The sequence below is a fragment of the Brumimicrobium mesophilum genome (assembly GCF_003025005.1).
Classification (GTDB): domain Bacteria; phylum Bacteroidota; class Bacteroidia; order Flavobacteriales_D; family Crocinitomicaceae; genus Brumimicrobium; species Brumimicrobium mesophilum.
Window position 1 is genome coordinate 42,510 of sequence record NZ_PVSS01000018.1, and the last position, 18,620, is coordinate 61,129.

Consider the following 18,620-nt stretch of genomic DNA (forward strand, 5'->3'; position numbering starts at 1 on the left):
GAGCGTAAATTTAACAAAAACCAACACATCCAAAGAATTAAAAACTTCAAAGTATGACAAATAAGAAAATAATTGTTTTTAGCGGTGCTGGAATTAGCGCAGAATCAGGTTTAGGCACTTTTCGCGATAATGGAGGATTATGGGAAAAATTTAATATTGAAGAAGTAGCAACTCCTGAAGCTTGGAAAAAAAATCCAAAAATGGTGACCGAATTTTACAATATGCGCCGTAAGCAATGCTATGAATCTGAACCTAATGCAGCTCACTTTGCCATAGCCAAATTACAAGTAAAATATGATGTAGAAGTGATTACACAAAACATCGACGATTTACACGAGCGAGGAGGAAGTAAAAATGTTATTCACCTTCATGGCGAAATAAATAAAGTGAAAAGTTCTGGCCCGAATGCAGAAAACAAATATTTCATTCAAAAAAATTGGGAAGTTAAAATAGGAGATAAATGCGCGGATGGTTTTCAAATGCGTCCTCATGTAGTTTGGTTCGGTGAAGCTGTCCCAATGATAGATCAAGCCATTTCAAGAATTAATAGTGCAGATATTGTAATTGTAGTTGGGACCTCATTAAACGTTTATCCTGCAGCTGGAATTCTCAATTACGCACCACATAATGCCGAATATTATTTGATTGACCCAAGTGAAGTGAGTGTTCCTGATTATTTCAATGTGATTCGTTCATCTGCAACAAAAGGTGTTCCTGAGTTAGTGGAGAAGTTGATGATTGAGAGATAAATGTATTCTTCTTTTAATCGAAACCAAAGGAATTCAGCAATCAAAATCTTTTATTGAATCATCAAACGGAGTGTTTTGCTTTTAGATCCATTTATTCCGTTTACATTCACAAAATAAACACCCTTTTTTAAATCGTTCACAGCAATATTGGTATTTGCTTTTACATAAATACGTTTCACTTCTTTACCCAAAGCATTTAAAAAAACTACCGTTCCTCCTTTCTTAAAATCATCACCGGTAATCGTTATAAAGTCTTTCGTTGGATTTGGAAAAATACTCAAAGTAGATTTCTTTATAGTTTCTAAAACATCTAAATAAATAGGAACACAAGCATCAGTAGAATCTAATTGAGTGTATATTAACTGACCTTCATTGAAATAACAGCTTAATTTTCCTGCGTCGTTTACACCTGGTGTTCCACCTGGAGCATTGATTAAACTAAGCGAACCTATTCCTTCAATCCAAATTGGATTTTCCGAACTTGATGATGTTGAACTAGGAGATAAATAAAAAAAACGATAATCAAAGCCATCTAATAATTGTTCTGTTCTAATTGAATCTAAAATAAAAAAGCCAGGGCTAGTAGGAAATGGACTCAAAGGGTTTTTAATCTCTATTGAATCTCCTACTTGCAATGAAAAATCGTAAAGTATATCCTCCCTTCTAGACAAACCATCTTCTGTAGATAGAAAAATCTTTCTACTTTGGACATCTTCCCTCAACCAAAAGGTTCTTGAAATATAATGGTAACCATTTAAAACCTTATAGTTCTTACCGTAATAAATAGTATCTCCATCAGTGTAATACACATCATCCACGCAACCTGTAAAACATGATGTCAAGTGCCATTCACTGTCATGATCAAGCATTTCATTATAAGATTGCGAAAGGCCAAAAGAAGCAAACAAAGTGAAAGTTAAAATAAAAGTAATCTTCATATAATTGAATTTGGGAACACCAACATCATGTAGCTAGGATTAAAAAATCAAACTTTCAAGTGCAAAAAAAACCTTGATTATAATAATCAAGGTTTTATATATAAATAGGTTAATAATCTACTATTGGATAATTAAACGTTGGACACTACTTTTAGTTCCAGCTGCTCCATAAATGTTTACGAAATAAACACCTCTTTTTAAATCATTCACTGATAATTTTGTATTTTCAGAATTAACAAATGAACGTTTAATTTCTTTTCCTAGTGCATCTAAAAATACAATAGTACCTCCATTTTTCAATGCATCACTTTTAATGGTAATAAAATCCTTTGCAGGGTTAGGGAAAATATTCATTGAAGTCTTTTCCTCATTCTTGTCAACACTTAGGTTACAGTTTGCGTTTGTTGTTCTGAAAATTATAGTAACAGAATCTAAAGCTTCACCAGACTCGGTAACAACATAATAATTGTGAACAGCGCAGGACTCCATCCCATTTGGAATTAATTGAGGTTTGAAAGTCGAAGGTACATTTGTCTCTAAAGTATTTAGAATAGGAGATGTATAACTATATACATCATCAGCATCAAAGCAAAGTGAGTTATCACAAACTTGATCAACTCTTCCGCTATTTACCTCTCTAATTCTTTGGTATTTTACGTCGACAGGTGCACCTTCGTTAATGACTTTTAAATCGAAATAAATAACAGCATCATTTTTATCTCCCGTTATTTCAACGCTTGTTCCACTAATATCATTACTAAAATCATTTACTGAAACAATTTTAATGTCTTGTCCAAATAATTGGCTTGACAATAATATTAAGGATATTGCGAGTATAATTAATTTCATATTTTTCACTTTTATTAATAATTGGAATAAATTTAACTAAAACATTGGGAAAAACATAATAATTCTTGACCAAAAAAACAATTAACAACGGTAGCTTTACAATAATGATTAGAATATAGAAAGAAAATATTTTTAAAACAAACTATTCCTACATTCAACTAAACATTCAGATTTCTCATCATTTTGAGTAGCATTGAAATATAATTTGTTATAAAGATATCACAATACACCTACCCTATCCTCAAGGATTTATAAAAAAATAACATTAAAATATTGATTATCTAAAAGCAATGTCATTAAAACTAATATGTAATTAGGATATAGAAATATATGATGAGAAACATCCTTAGTAAGAATTGAGAACAATCATTTTTCTATCAAATTAAGAATTCAATAATACTTAAATATTAAGTTTATAAAATCACAAGTTATATCTATTTTAGTCCCAAATTATAAAACCTTATTAATTATGAAACATCAAATACTAAGCACGGCTGTTGCTTTATTTACAGCAACAGGCCTTTTCGCCCAACTACCAGTTAGTCAGGCAGCTGAAAACAAAAACGCCGTTTTAGAAGAATTCACTGGAATCTATTGTACTTTTTGTCCAGACGGACATAAACGAGCTCAAGAGTTCAAGGATGCCAATCCTAGTGACGTTATCTTGGTGAACGTACATGCAGGAGGATATGCTGCTCCAAACGGATCAGATCCAGACTTTAGAACACCTTTCGGATCAGCTATAGCATCTCAATCAGATTTAGCAGGTTATCCAGCGGGAACTATAAATAGAAGAAACTTCCCTGGAATGGAACAACAAGGATCTCCAAGTGGTGCTACCGCTATGAGTCGTGGTGACTGGTCAACAGCAGGAGGAACTGTTATATCCGAAGCTTCATATGCAAACATTGCACTAGAAGCATCAATAGAAGTTGCAACAAGAGAATTAACTGTTGACGTTGAAATGTACTATACAGGAACTGCTCCAGCAACAAACCAATTGAGTGTAGCAATATTACAAAGTGGAATTGAAGGACCTCAAACAGGAATGGCAGCAAATCCTAATCAGATTCTTGCCAATGGAAACTACGAACACAACCACATGTTACGTCACTTATTAACAGGACAATGGGGTGAATCAATCACAACAGCTACTGGAACTGTAATTACACGTCAATACGTTTACACAATTCCAGCAGATTTAAATGGTATTGCTTATGAATTAGGTGACCTAGAGGTTGTTGCATTTATAGCAGAAGGTAATCAAAATATTGTTACTGGTGCAGAAGCTCCAATTACATACGTTCTTCCTCCTGGTGCTATTTTAGCAGACTTAAGTGCTACGTCATCAATGGCAGCACCAAATGGATACTGTGATGGTTCGGTAACACCTGAAATCACTGTAACAAACGAAGAAACTACTTCTATTGCAACTTATGAGGTTTCATACTCTGTAAACGGAGGTACAGCTGTTACACAAACGGTTACAAATGCATTAGCTGCAGGAGCATCTGCAACTACTTCTTTCCCAACGATTACTTTACCAGCAGGAGAAAACACAATTTCATACTCTACTAACGTTGTTAATGGTTCTTCATATGTAGAATTATCAACAGGAAATAACGTTGCTTCATCTGATGGGATTTATATAATTCCTTCAGGTACATTCGGTCAAACTAATAGTGAAGGATTTGAAAGTTCTGATGCATTCCCAAATGCTCCATCTGTTTCAAACGCGCTTATTGAAAACCCACAAGGACTTGCAATTCACGCAATTAGCCAAGCTAATGTAAATGGATTATCTCATGATTTAGGAGGATTTGGAAATAGTGCGAAAAGTTTATTTTGGAACTTCTTCAGTATCGCTAGTGGTGATGCAAGTTTAGTTTTCCATAAAATGGACTTTAGTGCAGGAACAGACCATGGTATTATGTTTAACCATGCTTATTCACAATACTCAACTGAAAATGACAAATTAGAAATTTTAGTTTCAACAGATTGTGGAGATACATGGACTACTGTTTTCTCTGAAGAAGGATCTTCTTTAGCAACTGCACCAGCAACATCTACAGGAAACTTCTTCCCAGATGTTACAGAATGGAGCAGCAACTTTGTTGATTTAAGTGCTTATGATGGTGAAGCAGAAGTAATGGTTTCATTTAAAGGTACGTCTAACTTCGGAAACAACTTATTCGTAGATGACATTCAAATTCGTGACAACTTATTCTTAGGTGTTGAAAAACAAGAAGGTTTAAATGTTGCCTTAAATGTTTACCCTAATCCTTCAACAGATTTAGTAAACGTTGACTTTAAATTGGAAAACTTAACGGATGTTACAGTTTCTATATTGAATACTGTTGGTCAAACTGTTTCTTCAAATAATTTAGGTTCAGTTTCAGGAGTTCAATCAACACAATTAGATGTTTCTTCCCTTGAGTCAGGAATATACATTGTTAGAGTTCAAACTGCTAACGGAGAGCAAACAAAACGTATCTCAGTTATCAGATAATTTTGAATTAACTAAAATATTATCTGTAAGAATCGGGAGGCTGAAAAGTCTCCCGTTTTTTTTGAAATGTATTATACAACTTAAAGGTGATTTTGAAGGTTATTTGAATTATACCTCCAAAAGAAAAATCTAAGTTTTGCATTGCCACAAATCAACATCCTAAAACCATTAACAATCAATCTAAAAACAACTTGAACTTAGTGATTGAATATTTCAACTCAAGCAAAATATTCTGCGTAAATAGGAAGTGCTAACATTTAACTTCCTGTTCTTTGGAATCCAATAGTTCTTCTATCATTTTTTACCATTTTTTCACTTTTATACCTATATTTGAATATTATGCAATATATGGTATGAAGTATGCTTATACTATGCTAAACTAAAACTAAAAAACATGAAAAAATTATCCCTTTTAATTGCTACTGCATTTATTTTCTTTACAGTCAATTCTTTTGCACAAGATGGTGACAAAGGACTTTTGGAGAAATCAATTCCTGATATGCAATTAAAAAATACTGTTGGTGAAATGATTAGTACAGGTCAATTAGAAAACGATGGGAAACCAATGATTATTTCTTTTTGGGCAACTTGGTGTACGCCTTGTAAAAAAGAATTAAATGCAATTCACGATATGTATATAGATTGGCAAGATGAAACTGGTGTTCGTTTGATTGCCGTTTCAGTGGATGACCAACGTACCGCAAGCCGTGTTGTTCCTTATGTAGATTCAAAAGCATGGGAATATCAAATATTATTAGACCCAAATGGAGATTTTAAACGTGCGATGGGCGTAAATAACGTTCCCCATACCTTCCTAGTGGATGGAAATGGAAAGATTGTTTATTCACATAACAATTATGCTCCTGGAGATGAATATGAACTATATGAGCACGTTTTAGAACTCTCAGAGAAAAAGGACTAAGTTTCAAATAATACAGTTTACATTCATCTTATGAAAATTACACGATTACTTACGGGTACTGCTTTATTATTTTCTAGTTTTAATGTTTTGGCCCAAGGGACAATTACGGGAAACATGGAAAGTAATTTTCAGTTCCTGCGCGATGATGATAAAATCAATGCTATACAACCAGATGAAAAGGCTTTGATTAACTCCTATATTAATGTTAATTATAGAAATTCTGGATTTAAAGCTGGACTTCGTATTGAATCATATTTACCTAGAACTTTAGGCTATCCTGACCGCTTCGATGGAACTGGATTAGGATATGGGTATGTTGGTTATGAAAACGAATTGGTAGATATTACAGTAGGAAATTTCTATGAGCAATTTGGATCTGGATTAATTTTCCGATCTTATGAAGACCGTGCATTAGGATTCGATAACGCCATGAATGGTGTAAGTTTAAACTTACGTCCATACAAAGGAGTCACAATTAAAACTGTATATGGTCGTCAGCGTTTTTCCTTCACTGAAGGAAAGAATGTATACAGCGCTGGAATTGTAAGAGGAGCTGATATTGAAATTAATTTTAACCAATGGTTTCCTAAGCTTGCAGCAAGCGATTTTAGAATTAACGGGGGAGGTTCATTTGTTTCTCGCTATCAAGAAGACAATAATTCGCAATTCATACTTCCTGAAAACACTGGAGCTTATGGAGGAAGATTAGAATTGGCTTATAAAAAATTCTTTATTAATGGAGAGTACATCATTAAAGAACAAGACCCTTCTCAAGACAACGGCTATATTTATAATTACGGAAAAGGAGCCATCATAAATGCAGGTTATTCTCAAAAAGGTTTGGGAATTATTCTTTCTGCAAAATCAATTGACAATATGAGTTTCAGGAGCGACAGAGATGCTGCGCTTCAAGATGTTACTATAGGATTCATTCCTCCATTAACAAAGACTCATACATATAATTTAGCTGCCACTCTATATCCTTATGCTTCTCAACCAAATGGTGAAGTTGCATTTCAGGCGGATATAATTTATAAGATAAAAAGAGGTACTTTGTTAGGAGGGAAATATGGAACAGACATCGCTCTGAATTTTTCTACGGCCTATGAACCTAGAAAAAGAGCAATTGCGCCTAATGAAATGGACTCTTCACGCGTAACCTACAAATCAGATTTATTTGATAAAGGCGACTTACTATATTGGAGAGACGTTAACGTAAATATAAAACGAAAATTAAATAAGAAATGGACTGTTGAAGCAAGTTATTTCAATATTTCAATGAACAACGATGTTTTAAAACTTACTGATGAAAAGGGAATAATCGAGTCTCATATTGGGGTTTTAGATGTTCAATATAAAATCAATAGAAAACATACGATTAGAGGTGAAATTCAAGGTTTATGGACAGTTGACAATAAAGACAGAGGTTCATGGGCAACCGCATTAATTGAATATACCGTTTCTCCTGATTGGTTCTTTAGTGCAGTATTACAATCTAATTATGGTAATCCAGTTGAAGAAGACCGTATAAATTATCCAATGGTATTCGTAGGACGTATTTGGGGCGCAACTCGTTTACAAGTTGGATATGGACGTCAAAATGAAGGATTGTTTTGTGTAGGAGGAATATGTAGATTCGTTCCAGCATCAAACGGTTTATCCGTTTCATTCACTCACAGCTTCTAAAATATATAGCAATGAAAAAATTACAAAAATATTTCTTATTTCTATTTGGAGCCTCTGTTGTTTTAACAAGTTGCGACAAGGTAGATAATCCTTATGAAAAAGTTGTTGAGATTAACCTTGACACCACATTATACGATGGTGCTTGGAGTGATTATCTGGCAAATGAATATCCGACCTTTCCTAGTAATACTAATACAAACGTAAATGTTTTAATAGAAGATTATACAGGACATACTTGTATTAGTTGTCCAACTGCAGCTGACATTGCTCACGACATTCATATCAACAATCCAGACCGCGTTTTTGTAGCGTCAATCCATACAGGTCCAGGATCACTTTCATTTCAAGCAGCAAATCCAAATAATCCTAAATTCTTCACAGACCACACAAATCCTGATGGAATTGCATATGGTGATGAATTCAAGAATGGTTTTGGTTTTTTTGGTAACCCTCAAGGAACGGTAAATAGAAAAGAAGGTAATGGACAGATGTTTTCATTATTTGGTGTTTGGCAAAGTAGAACGGATGACATTTTAAATGCAAATGAATTAAAATTTGATATCCAATCAGTATTCAATTATTATACTGCCGCTAATGGTGGATATTTACATGTTGAAGTAGAAAAGAAAACCACTGAAGCTATACAATTGAATACCGTTGTATATGTGATCGAAGATTCCTTAGTTGATTGGCAAAAAATGCCTGACAATACAGACAACGAATTCTACGTGCACAGAGACAAACACTTGGGGAGTATAGATAATAATGCTTTTGGTATTTCCACATTTATGTCAGACGCATCTTCTGGAGATAAAAAGATATTAGATTATTCTTATGTTTTACCTCAAGGCTTAGATAAAGAAAATATGCATTTCTTAATTTATGTTTACGATGTCGATACGTATGAAATTCTACAAGTAATTAAACAAAAAATTGAATAACAATTTAAATTACGGAGATTTGATTATTAAGAGAGTTACAAGAAATTGTGGCTCTTTTTTATTTGATGGAATTATCCATTAAAGGGGGAAGGAGTTTTCCAAATTAGAAAGAAAATAGAAAGAATTCCAACAATTTACAGAATTGTACAATACCTATTTGCAGAGTTAAAATATGGCCATAAACGTTTGTGGTTATTTCGAAAGCACTGAGTAACTTTTTCTTCTTTTTACTCAATTCCACTTCTTTATTTGTGAACCTCTACTAAAACTTTGCATGTCTTTGCGTTATTCTTTCTATTTTTGGATAAATAACACAAACATTTCCTCCATGGGCAAGATATTAGTCATTGACGACGAGAAAAGTATACGAAGAGCACTCAAAGAGATTTTAGAATTTGAAGATTTTGAGGTTGACGAAGCCGAAGATGGTAAACAAGGTTTTGACATGGCCACCAATCAATATTATGATCTTATTTTTTGTGACATAAAGATGCCTAAAATGGATGGAATGGAAGTTCTTGCTGCCCTTCAAAAGGAAAAGGTGGATAGTCCAGTAATTATGATTTCAGGTCACGGAAACATAGAGACAGCGGTTGAAGCAATTAAATTAGGTGCTTTTGATTTCATTGAGAAGCCACTAGACTTAAACAGAATCTTGGTAACCATTCGCAATGCAAGTGACAAGAACAATCTTGTTGAAGAAAAAAAGGCTTTAAAGAAAACTGTACAACGCTTTAAAGGTTCTTCTATCATTGGAGAAACAGATGGAATCATTCAAATAAAAGAAATGATAGAAAAAGTTGGGCCTAGTGAAGCGCGCGTTTTAGTTACCGGAGAAAACGGAACTGGAAAAGAATTGGTCGCAAGATCCCTTCACGATAATAGTCCACGAAAGGATGAAGCATTCATTGAAGTCAATTGTGCGGCTATCCCTGCAGAATTAATAGAAAGTGAGCTTTTCGGACATGAAAAAGGTGCGTTTACTTCTGCTGTAAAACAGAAAAAGGGAAAGTTTGAATTGGCTAAAAATGGAACCTTATTTCTTGATGAAATTGGAGACATGAGTGCCTCTGCACAAGCAAAAGTTTTGCGCGCGTTGCAAGAAAATGTTATACAGCGTGTTGGTGGTGAGAAAAACATTAATGTAAGTCCCCGTATAATCGCAGCAACAAATAAAAATCTCAGAAAGGAAATAACAGAAGGAAACTTCAGAGAGGATTTATACCATAGGTTAAGTGTTATTTTAATTCATGTTCCAACATTAAATGAAAGAGAAGAAGACATTCCTTTACTGGCTGAGCACTTCTTATCAATGACTTGTGCTGAACATGGTATTCCTAGAAAGAAATTTACAGAAGATGCCTTAGAAGCACTTAAAAACACAAATTGGAGTGGAAACATTCGTGAGTTGAGAAATATTATTGAGCGAATGGTCATTTTATGCGATCATGAGATAACCGGATTTGATGTGAATACTTTTTCGAATCCGAGAGGATGAATAACAGAGCGAGAAAGTGATCGGAGAGCGAGGAAGAAAAAGAGAGAGACAGAAGTGGATTTTAACCGCAGAGGTGCAGAGGTTTTCGCAGAGAACACAGAGTCTTCAGAAATAAAGTTCGCAGAGCTATCACCTTTGGTGAAGGAGAAACAGAGAAGAGCGAAACTTAAACTTGCAAACAAATCATAAAATAGATGTTTTTTAAATCATTATTCGGTAAGAAGAAGGAAGCCGAAGAAAATATTCCAACAGAAATGAAGTATTTAATTGTAGGATTGGGAAATCCTGGTGTAAAGTATGAAAACACGCGACATAACATAGGTTTTAAAGTTGTGGAAGCTTTTGCAGAAGAACGTAAAGCTGTTTTTGAAACGATAAAATTAGGTGATGTTGCGAAAGCGAAATGGAAAGGTAGACAAGTAATCTTATTGAAGCCATCTACTTTTATGAATTTGAGTGGTAAAGCAGTGAATTACTATCTACAAAAAGAAAAGATTCTTCCTGAAAATTTATTGGTGATTACCGATGATTTAGCATTGCCTTTTGGAAAATTACGCATGAAAGGAAAGGGAAGTGATGGTGGTCATAATGGTTTAAAAGATATTCAAGCGGTGCTCAATACAACCAGTTATGCCCGATTACGCTTTGGAGTTGGAGCAGAGTTTAGTACAGGTCAACAAGTTGATTATGTGCTCGGAGAATGGAATTCTGACGAAGTAAAACAAATTGAAGAACGCATAAAAACGGCTACTGAATTTATAAAAGGATTTACAACTATTGGATTAAATCAAACCATGTCGAATTGGAATAACAAATAAAATTAGTTGAAGGTCTTAATGTGCAGGACTTTAGAACTCCTTAAATGTTATTTTAATCACAGTATTCCAATTTTCCATGGTAGTAATTGAAACATCTCCGTCAAAATTAGAGATAATTGTATCAATTAAATCCATTCCAAAATTCGCTTGATAATCTTGTTTATCTATCCCTACACCATTGTCTTTATATACAATTTCATATGTTTTATCGGCAATAGTTCTTAAAGAAATATTAATTTTTGGTTGGTCCATTTGATCAGTGAAAGCATGCTTAAAAGAATTAGTAATCAATTCATTTAAAGCAATTCCTAAATTAATTAAGGTTTCAATTTTAAACGGAACCTCTTCGGATTGAATAGATACTACAATACGACTGTCTCCTGTTTTATTAAGATTATCTACTAATTGTTCAAGGTAACTTTTAGCATCAATATCTTTAAATTTTTCCTGTCTATAAATTACATTATGAACAATAGCCATCGCATTAATTCTTGAAACAGCCTCTTCAAAATTTTGTCTAAGAATTTCATTCTCGAATCCATACGATTGAAGTCGCAACATACTGGATACAATTTGGAAATTGTTTTTCACCCTGTGGTGAACTTCTTTTAAAAGTAATTTCCTTTCTTCACTTTGTTTGGTAATGTATTTATTAAGTTTTCTAATTGCTCTCAACCTAATGTATAATACCAGGGCGATTGTTTTTAAGATAGCAAAAACACAAAATAAAATTATGTAGATATAGTTCTGTTCCTTTTCCTTTTGTTCTTTTTCAAATTGTGACTTTATTTTTTCATTTTCGATGATTAAATTCTGTTTATCTAATTTAAAGCGCACAGTTTCTAATTCGTTGATTTGCGCATTTAATTCATCTTTGTGTTCAAATAAATGTGCAATTACTCTTTTTTGATATAAAGCTAATTTATCCGTATTTCCTATCTTTTCGTATATCTTAAGCAGAATGTTTAGTGTAATAAATTCCCCACGTCTATTTTTAATTTCTTCGCACAAATGCAAGGCTTTTTCGCCATATATAACTGCCTGTTGATATTCTTCCTTCAAATAATAATAATCTGAGTAATTAAGCCATAAAAAAGACCTCTTGTAATCTGAATCACTTTCTTCAATAATTTCATTGGCCTTATCAAAATATAATTTTGCTTGATCCAATTTTCCACTATTTTTATAAAACTCAGCCAAGTTGCTATAAACGTTTGCGCGTACTAATCCGACATTTGTTAGTTCCGCCAACCTTAAAGCCTCCTTATACATTTCTGCTGTCTTCTCTAAATCATCAGCCTTCTTATACATAACAGCAAGTGCCACATATAAGTGAATTGAAGATTCGATATCATCAGTATTCTTACTCAGTTTTAATGCCTTAATTAAATACTCTCTTCCCCTTACATAATCTCGTTGACGGTTATACAAAAGACCAATACTACGATAACCTGCAATAATTCCAGCTGTATCTTTAAGATCAATAAAAATTGAGGTTGCTTCATGCATTAATTGCAAAGACTTTGGAGCTTCACCTACCTTTGAAAAATTTGTTGCTAGTTCAAAAATACAATCTGAATATTTATCCTTAACATCATACTTTTTAAAAATTTTAGCCGCATTTTCAAATCCATTAATAGATTCGAAAACGTCATTACTAATATAATTCATATCTCCATAATGATAATAAATTTCAGCTATAACCAGTTGAATATCTTTAGAATCGACAGAGTTTAAATCAATCTTGCTACATTCAGAATATCCCAACTTAACGTAATGAAACAGACTATCTTGAATATTTAGAGAATCAAAAAACTGAATTTTAGAATAGATATGCTGTACCTTATAATTGCTTAAGTTTGCAGCTATGGAATGGGAGGTAAAGGCAAACATCAAAAATAAGAAGTACACAGTTTTTCCACTGAATTTTAGCATGTAATTATATTTATTAATCAGAGACCATTACCTTCTTGTAGAAAGAATAATCATCATTAAAACATTATTTTAATCTTCAAGATTATATTATAGTAGTTTATGGCAACCCAAGCTTCCATTTAAATTCTTCATATTCAAAACGAGTATTTTAATGTGAAATTCCGCATTTATGAAGTCCTAAAGATAACACTATCTCACCTTTAGCCTCAAAAAAGAGTATAAAAAAGTAATTTCAATATTCATCAAATGTTTAGTTGAAAAGGTAATAAAAAATTGCAGTAATACTGCTTTCAAGCACATTTTGTAACATTAAGTATAGGTAACTTTAGCGTTTAGGTGAAAAATTTAATAGACCATTAATTATAAAATCAATTATTCTCACTTTCCTTTTCTAGCTCTTCATTCATTAACTTGATTGTTAAAGTAGTCTTTACCTCCCAATTAGCCCTAATTGTAGATGTATTATTAAACCATTTTATAATTTCAGCGTCTTTATTCTCAAAAATAGATCCTGTTGTCCAAGCACCACTTTTATCTGTATCATAAATAAAATGAAACCCATATTCTCCAGGCTGCATCGATTCAATTCTATGAGTTGATTTTTCAACACCATCAAAAACTATATTTCTTTTGAGCTTTGTACTTTTATTTGTGACAACCAAAATACCATATGCTGGAATTGTATCAAATTCAATAATCATCACTCCTGTTTCTTTCTCCTTTTGAAGCGTAAAATCTAAATTTAGGCTGTCTTTTAATGGATAATTTAATCCTTGAATTGCTTTTGGAGGTATACTCAAAAAGACTTTCTCAACGTTTTTTTTATTGAAAAATATACTTTTTTCTATTGGAGAATGATTAATTACTTCATATTCTATTGGAGATTTTAGACTGTCACCTTCAAGAATGGTTTCTAGCATAATTTCAGCATTATCAAAGTATAAAACTGGTTCGTTAAACTTTAATTTGAGCGTATCATTAGACCATAATTTTTTATTATTCAAATTATTTGTAGAAACAATCTTCATATCCGTTTTATCTCGGATAAAATATTTTTTATTAATCGTATCCATTTTATCATTAGCATGCAAAACACCATAAAATGTACCTGTATTAGCATCAGTTTCATAAAAGGCACTTAAAGAATCTTTAGCACCGTTCCAAATAATTTCAGTGGGTTGAGGATCAATAAAAGTAAAACTATCCACCTCTCTCAATGGGCGATTAAAACTTAAGCACCAAGTTGCAGTTGGAATAACTTCGTTACTAATAACCCAAGTTGAATTGGTTTCTGGTGGCATAAGACGAATTATTGAACCCGTTTCAAAGATGGTATCTAATTTGACTGGATTTCTTAAAACTGCTCTTTTTTCGGTAGGGTCAATTCGATTATTATAATTGTCATCTTCAAAAGCATAAGCAAAGAAGGTGGTGTCTTTTATGAATTGAAATTTTGCAATTCCCGTATTATCAGTAGAAGCATAGTATCTAGGCTCAAAATTGGAGGAATCATTTTCTAATTGCTGGGTGAACAAACCCACAGTAACATCTACAACTGGTTTACCAGAATAAGCATCAACTACTTGAATGGCTGTTTTTAATGAATCAAGATAATCTCCTGTAGAAAAAACATAAGCAATAATAGAATCATTGGCTTCTGTAATATCTTTAACTGCTCTGTTGAGGTAAATTGTATACGTTGTATTCGGCTTCCAATTTCCTGATTCTACAGAAAGAATAACCGATTTTTTCTTAATTAAGTAATCCAATTTTACATCTGCTGGAGTAACCGTTATATTCTCTGCGGCTTTATTAAACTCTATAAATTCATCAAAAGGAATAGTGATTATTTGTGGCGAAATGTTAGTGCTTTCCATTGGAGGAGAAACACGCTCGACAATAATCTTAGGTGATTGTGTATCAACATCTCCCCCAGTTATTGAACCAACTTGTCCACATGAGAATAGAAATAATGATAAAACACATACAACTATAAAATGGATCCGAGCCATAAACAAATTTCGTTTAAATATTTACGATCAACAGCATCAAAAGCACTTAATTTATCGTGATCGAGATCAAACACACCAATTACCTCATCATTCTTTATTATGGGAACAACAATTTCTGATTTTGATAAACTACTGCATGCAATATGTCCTGGAAATTCATCGACATTTTCTACAAGAATAGTTTCTGCCTTTTCCCAAGCTTTACCGCAAACTCCTCTACCCATTTTGATACGTGTACAAGCTATTGGACCTTGAAAAGGGGCTAAAACTAATTCATTATCCTCAACCAGATAAAAACCTACCCAGTAGTAATCAAAGGTTTGCTTAACAGCTGCTGCAACATTTGCCAGATTTGCAATACGGTTTGGTTCTCCTTCACACAACGCCTTCAATTGGGGAACAAGCAATTTATACTTCTCCTCTTTTGAACCCTTCTGAATATTGAGATCCTCACCCATTATTATCTTTTTCTAGGAGTTTTCTTTCGTCCTTTATGCATTTGCGCCATACGCATTTGATTAGCAGAAGCAACCATTCCTAGTTGTTTTCTCATCGTAGATAATTGCTCTTTCAACATATTCTTCTCGTCTAATTTCTTAGCTTCAGAAAGCAGCATTTTAGCTTCGTTCTTGCGACCTGTTTGCATACAAATACCCGCCAATTGCATGTGTGCAACTCCTTGATCTTGTTTTGTCCTCAAACCCATGCTCAAAGCCTTACGAATCATTTGTTCACATTTAGCAAAACCCAAATCTTTTTGTAAACCCATCATTCCTTTCAAATAAAGAACATATGCATGTTGACTTTTTGGCAAAAACTGAGGTGCTTTAATTCTATTTAGGGCGTTCCAAGCTTTATCTTGTTTTCCCAAACGCATTTGGTAAAGCGCAATAATCACGTTTTCATTTCTCCAAAAAGTCAACCAGATTATAGCTGTCGGAAGTAACATAGTAATTCCCCAACCCCAAGAACCTGAGTAAAATAAATAAACATTAAAAGCCAATGCCGCGAGGGCTACGATAACTCTAATAATAAATCCAATCATAGTTATAATTATTCAATTGTTGCAATACATTTTAATTCAATAGCGATTGGAGTAGGCAAAGAAGAAATTTCAACTGTAGTTCTACAAGGCTGATTTTCTTTGAAATACTCCGCATAAATTTTGTTGTAAGTATGAAAATCTCTCTTCATATTTACTAGGAAAACTTGAACATCAATTAGTTCATTCCAGCTTGATCCAGATGCTTCTAAAATAGCACGAACATTGTCAAAAACTTGGCGACATTGAGCTTCAAAATCGAATTGAATAAAATTTCCATTTTTATCCAATTCCAAACCTGGAACATGAGAATCTGTAGCATCAGAACCAGCTGTTCTTGGTCCTACTCCAGATAAAAAAAGTAAGTTTCCTGCCCTTCTAGCATGCGGGTATAACCCCACTGGTTTTGGTGCTTTATCGGTACTAAATTTCTCTTGATTTGACATATCCAATTTCTTTAAGAGCACAAATATACGGAATTGTAGTGGGTTGAATGAAAAATCTTAAAAAGTTAAAAAAATATCCTGTTATTTATATTTGAAAAATGAGAAAACGCAATGAAAATTTTTAAAATTAATGCTGCAAAATAAACTTCTCAACCACTTCAGAGAAATGTTTATGCTCTATTTCCAAAACTTTTTTCTGAATTATATTGGCATCATCTTTTGGTGTAAGTGAAACTTTATATTGCGCCAAAATTTCTCCTTCATCAAATGCATCGTTTACTAAATGTATTGTAATTCCAGATTCTGTTTCTTTATTTTCGAAAACAGCATTATGAACATTCATTCCATACATTCCTTTTCCTCCATACTTAGGTAATAAAGCCGGATGAATATTAATAATATGTTGTGGAAAAGCTTTAATTAATTCAGAAGGTATTTTCCTTAAGTATCCTGCCAAAACGATATAATCTATGCGTTCTTCTTGCATTAATTCAGTAAGAAAAGAGCCATCATTTGCACCATCATTATTGATTACAACTTGATCAATATATTCATCAGTAAGCTCAAGAACTCCAGCATTCTCATTATTGGTTAATAGTAAAACCGCGTCAATTTCCGATGATTTATCGAAATGTTGAATAAGTTTTATAGCGTTACTACCTCCTCCTGAAGCAAAAATTGCGATGCGTTTATTTTCCATGGCGTGAAAATACGGTTATTTCAAAAAAGAGAAGGAGAAAATTTGAGAAAAGCATCACACGCTATCTCCTAGCTAACTTTAAAGAAAAACAATCCTGAGGACGTAAGGAAAATTGAAATATTCTTCAAGACCTTATTTGTAATTAGTCTAAATAAAAATAACTTTGCGAAAATCATTATATTTACAATTTATTCATGAAAAAATTAAACATCTTACTTATGTGCTTGCTCACTGTGACAGGCCTAAAAGCACAAAATCCTACTGCGTTATCTTTTGATAATGAAACGGATAAGAACTATATCATCACTGGAACTAATGCAATAGCATCAGATAATGATAGAACCATAGAATTCTGGACGAAAATAGACAGTTATTATGCGAACCAAAGATTTATGGTTGATATGGGTGGTATGGGAACAGGAACCAGAATGTCTGTTAAGCTAAACCCACTAGGTCATGCTGCCAGAGTAGAAATTGGAGGATGGGGATTAGATGGTGTTTCAAATATCAGAAATAATGTATGGCATCATGTTGCCGTAGTGTATAGTTCAACCGCAACCGAGAATTTCAAAATCTATGTAGATGGAATTCTAGAAGCTTCAGGGAATCCAACCCAAACTGTAAATACGACATCCAACAGACCGATAACAATTGGAATTAGAAATGATACCAGTTTAGTCACCTCAATGGAAGGACACATCGATGAAGTTAGAATTTGGGACATTGCCTTAAGTGAGGCTGAAATCAATGCAAACATGAATCACGAATTTTGTACAATCCCACCTCATCTGATTGCTTACTACAAATTCAATGAAGGAATTCCTGAGGGAGATAACACAGGTTTGAACCCACAAGTGATCAATTTCGCTGATAGTTCAACAATTAATGCAATGTATGGCTTTGAACAATATGGAACAAATACCAATTGGGTTACCGGTCCAATCCTTAACAATGGAATTGCCTTTGAAGGAACTGCCCCTATATCAACATGCGATTACATAACTTTAAATAATATCACTTACTATGAAGACACTTTATTCACGGATACATTAATTACGGCCATAGGGTGTGATTCTATCCTTAATTATGAAATTGAAATTATTGAAATAGACACAACTGTGAATGTAAACGGAAATCAATTAGCTGTAAACCAATCAAATGCAACGTATTCATGGGTCAATTGTGATGACAATACAGTCGTCGGAAATTCCGGGGCACTCAATGTTACAAGTTCAGGTTCATATAAAGTAGAAATTACCATTAATGGCTGTACAAAATCATCAAATTGCCATAACGTTGAATTTGCAAGCATCAATAAAAATTATTTAGACAATCATAATTTTAAAATTGTTCCAAACCCTAACAATGGACAGTTTAAGGTTCAATTAACTTCACAATCTGAAATTGTAGCTTACAAAATCCTAAATATATTGGGAAAGGTGGTTTTTGAAAATGCGGTATCATCAAAAGCAACGGAAATCAACATTCAAGCCAATGGACTTACAAAAGGAACGTACTTTATATGGCTAGATGCCAAAGAAGGCTATGCAGTTAAGAAGATAATTGTACAATAAA

At 33.3% G+C, this 18,620-nt stretch carries 16 protein-coding genes; 8 read left to right on the forward strand and 8 right to left on the reverse strand.

Features of this window, described 5'->3' with window-relative positions; translation table 11 throughout:
- The first annotated feature begins 53 nt into the window (after nt 1–53).
- The gene (locus C6368_RS15810; protein ID WP_107040201.1) at nt 54–749 is read left to right on the forward strand and encodes an SIR2 family NAD-dependent protein deacylase; all 696 of its coding nucleotides are present in this window, start codon (nt 54–56) and stop codon (nt 747–749) included.
- 50 nt (nt 750–799) lie between these two features.
- Here the strand turns inward: C6368_RS15810 and C6368_RS15815 are convergent, their stop codons facing one another.
- Both C6368_RS15815 and C6368_RS15820 read right to left on the reverse strand, forming a co-directional pair.
- Nucleotides 800–1,687, reverse strand: coding sequence for a T9SS type A sorting domain-containing protein (locus C6368_RS15815; protein ID WP_107040202.1), 888 nt, complete (start codon nt 1,685–1,687; stop codon nt 800–802).
- A gap of 120 nt (nt 1,688–1,807) precedes the next feature.
- Complete coding sequence (locus tag C6368_RS15820) at nt 1,808–2,536, reverse strand: T9SS type A sorting domain-containing protein (protein WP_107040203.1); 729 nt, start codon at nt 2,534–2,536, stop codon at nt 1,808–1,810.
- Nucleotides 2,537–3,005: 469 nt separating this feature from the next.
- Here C6368_RS15820 and C6368_RS15825 point away from each other — a divergent pair, with 469 nt between their 5' ends.
- The 6 genes from C6368_RS15825 (at nt 3,006) to pth (ending at nt 10,910) form a co-directional block, all read left to right on the forward strand.
- Nucleotides 3,006–5,045, forward strand: coding sequence for an Omp28-related outer membrane protein (locus tag C6368_RS15825; protein ID WP_107040204.1), 2,040 nt, complete (start codon nt 3,006–3,008; stop codon nt 5,043–5,045).
- A gap of 394 nt (nt 5,046–5,439) precedes the next feature.
- Nucleotides 5,440–5,967: a TlpA family protein disulfide reductase gene (locus tag C6368_RS15830; protein ID WP_107040205.1), complete on the forward strand. Its 528-nt coding sequence runs from the start codon at nt 5,440–5,442 to the stop codon at nt 5,965–5,967.
- 30 nt (nt 5,968–5,997) lie between these two features.
- Nucleotides 5,998–7,653: a DUF6029 family protein gene (locus C6368_RS15835; protein ID WP_107040206.1), complete on the forward strand. Its 1,656-nt coding sequence runs from the start codon at nt 5,998–6,000 to the stop codon at nt 7,651–7,653.
- Nucleotides 7,654–7,664: 11 nt separating this feature from the next.
- Nucleotides 7,665–8,594 carry an Omp28-related outer membrane protein gene (locus C6368_RS15840; protein ID WP_107040207.1) on the forward strand — a complete coding sequence of 310 codons (930 nt, stop codon included), beginning with the start codon at nt 7,665–7,667 and terminating at the stop codon, nt 8,592–8,594.
- 328 nt (nt 8,595–8,922) lie between these two features.
- The gene (locus C6368_RS15845; protein WP_107040232.1) at nt 8,923–10,092 is read left to right on the forward strand and encodes a sigma-54-dependent transcriptional regulator; all 1,170 of its coding nucleotides are present in this window, start codon (nt 8,923–8,925) and stop codon (nt 10,090–10,092) included.
- A gap of 194 nt (nt 10,093–10,286) precedes the next feature.
- On the forward strand, nt 10,287–10,910 hold the full coding sequence (gene pth / locus C6368_RS15850; RefSeq protein ID WP_394336220.1) for an aminoacyl-tRNA hydrolase: 624 nt from the start codon (nt 10,287–10,289) through the stop codon (nt 10,908–10,910).
- A gap of 30 nt (nt 10,911–10,940) precedes the next feature.
- Here pth and C6368_RS15855 read toward each other — a convergent pair whose 3' ends face one another.
- The 6 genes from C6368_RS15855 to purN form a co-directional block, all read right to left on the reverse strand.
- Nucleotides 10,941–12,845, reverse strand: a complete 1,905-nt coding sequence (locus C6368_RS15855; protein ID WP_107040208.1) for a histidine kinase dimerization/phosphoacceptor domain -containing protein — start codon at nt 12,843–12,845, stop codon at nt 10,941–10,943.
- A 368-nt stretch (nt 12,846–13,213) separates the two neighbouring features.
- Nucleotides 13,214–14,857, reverse strand: a complete 1,644-nt coding sequence (locus C6368_RS15860) for an Ig-like domain-containing protein (RefSeq protein ID WP_107040209.1) — start codon at nt 14,855–14,857, stop codon at nt 13,214–13,216.
- Nucleotides 14,836–15,315 carry a GAF domain-containing protein gene (locus tag C6368_RS15865; protein ID WP_107040210.1) on the reverse strand — a complete coding sequence of 160 codons (480 nt, stop codon included), beginning with the start codon at nt 15,313–15,315 and terminating at the stop codon, nt 14,836–14,838. Before C6368_RS15865 ends, C6368_RS15860 begins: the two co-directional genes overlap by 22 nt.
- Before the next feature lie 2 nt (nt 15,316–15,317).
- Entirely contained in the window at nt 15,318–15,902 is a 585-nt protein-coding gene (locus C6368_RS15870) for a hypothetical protein (protein WP_107040211.1), read from the reverse strand.
- Between the two features lie 8 nt (nt 15,903–15,910).
- Nucleotides 15,911–16,345 (reverse strand): RidA family protein, encoded by a 435-nt coding sequence (locus C6368_RS15875; RefSeq protein WP_107040212.1) that lies wholly within the window; start codon nt 16,343–16,345, stop codon nt 15,911–15,913.
- 127 nt (nt 16,346–16,472) lie between these two features.
- On the reverse strand, nt 16,473–17,045 hold the full coding sequence (purN, locus tag C6368_RS15880) for a phosphoribosylglycinamide formyltransferase (RefSeq protein WP_107040213.1): 573 nt from the start codon (nt 17,043–17,045) through the stop codon (nt 16,473–16,475).
- Between the two features lie 194 nt (nt 17,046–17,239).
- Here purN and C6368_RS15885 point away from each other — a divergent pair, with 194 nt between their 5' ends.
- A complete protein-coding gene (locus C6368_RS15885) occupies nt 17,240–18,619 on the forward strand; it encodes a LamG-like jellyroll fold domain-containing protein (protein WP_107040214.1) in 1,380 nt (459 codons plus the stop codon).
- Nucleotide 18,620 lies beyond the last annotated feature (1 nt).

What these genes read in the sequence shown, in the direction of transcription:
- C6368_RS15835 (WP_107040206.1), top strand. Translation starts at nt 5,998, where the DNA reads ATGAAAATTACACGATTACTTACGGGTACTGCTTTATTATTTTCTAGT.
- C6368_RS15860 (WP_107040209.1), bottom strand. Translation starts at nt 14,857, where the DNA reads ATGGCTCGGATCCATTTTATAGTTGTATGTGTTTTATCATTATTTCTA.
- C6368_RS15845 (WP_107040232.1), top strand. Translation starts at nt 8,923, where the DNA reads ATGGGCAAGATATTAGTCATTGACGACGAGAAAAGTATACGAAGAGCA.
- C6368_RS15875 (WP_107040212.1), bottom strand. Translation starts at nt 16,345, where the DNA reads ATGTCAAATCAAGAGAAATTTAGTACCGATAAAGCACCAAAACCAGTG.
- C6368_RS15865 (WP_107040210.1), bottom strand. Translation starts at nt 15,315, where the DNA reads ATGGGTGAGGATCTCAATATTCAGAAGGGTTCAAAAGAGGAGAAGTAT.
- C6368_RS15885 (WP_107040214.1), top strand. Translation starts at nt 17,240, where the DNA reads ATGAAAAAATTAAACATCTTACTTATGTGCTTGCTCACTGTGACAGGC.
- pth (WP_394336220.1), top strand. Translation starts at nt 10,287, where the DNA reads ATGTTTTTTAAATCATTATTCGGTAAGAAGAAGGAAGCCGAAGAAAAT.
- C6368_RS15810 (WP_107040201.1), top strand. Translation starts at nt 54, where the DNA reads ATGACAAATAAGAAAATAATTGTTTTTAGCGGTGCTGGAATTAGCGCA.
- C6368_RS15870 (WP_107040211.1), bottom strand. Translation starts at nt 15,902, where the DNA reads ATGATTGGATTTATTATTAGAGTTATCGTAGCCCTCGCGGCATTGGCT.
- C6368_RS15830 (WP_107040205.1), top strand. Translation starts at nt 5,440, where the DNA reads ATGAAAAAATTATCCCTTTTAATTGCTACTGCATTTATTTTCTTTACA.
- C6368_RS15815 (WP_107040202.1), bottom strand. Translation starts at nt 1,687, where the DNA reads ATGAAGATTACTTTTATTTTAACTTTCACTTTGTTTGCTTCTTTTGGC.
- C6368_RS15825 (WP_107040204.1), top strand. Translation starts at nt 3,006, where the DNA reads ATGAAACATCAAATACTAAGCACGGCTGTTGCTTTATTTACAGCAACA.
- C6368_RS15840 (WP_107040207.1), top strand. Translation starts at nt 7,665, where the DNA reads ATGAAAAAATTACAAAAATATTTCTTATTTCTATTTGGAGCCTCTGTT.
- purN (WP_107040213.1), bottom strand. Translation starts at nt 17,045, where the DNA reads ATGGAAAATAAACGCATCGCAATTTTTGCTTCAGGAGGAGGTAGTAAC.
- C6368_RS15820 (WP_107040203.1), bottom strand. Translation starts at nt 2,536, where the DNA reads ATGAAATTAATTATACTCGCAATATCCTTAATATTATTGTCAAGCCAA.
- C6368_RS15855 (WP_107040208.1), bottom strand. Translation starts at nt 12,845, where the DNA reads ATGCTAAAATTCAGTGGAAAAACTGTGTACTTCTTATTTTTGATGTTT.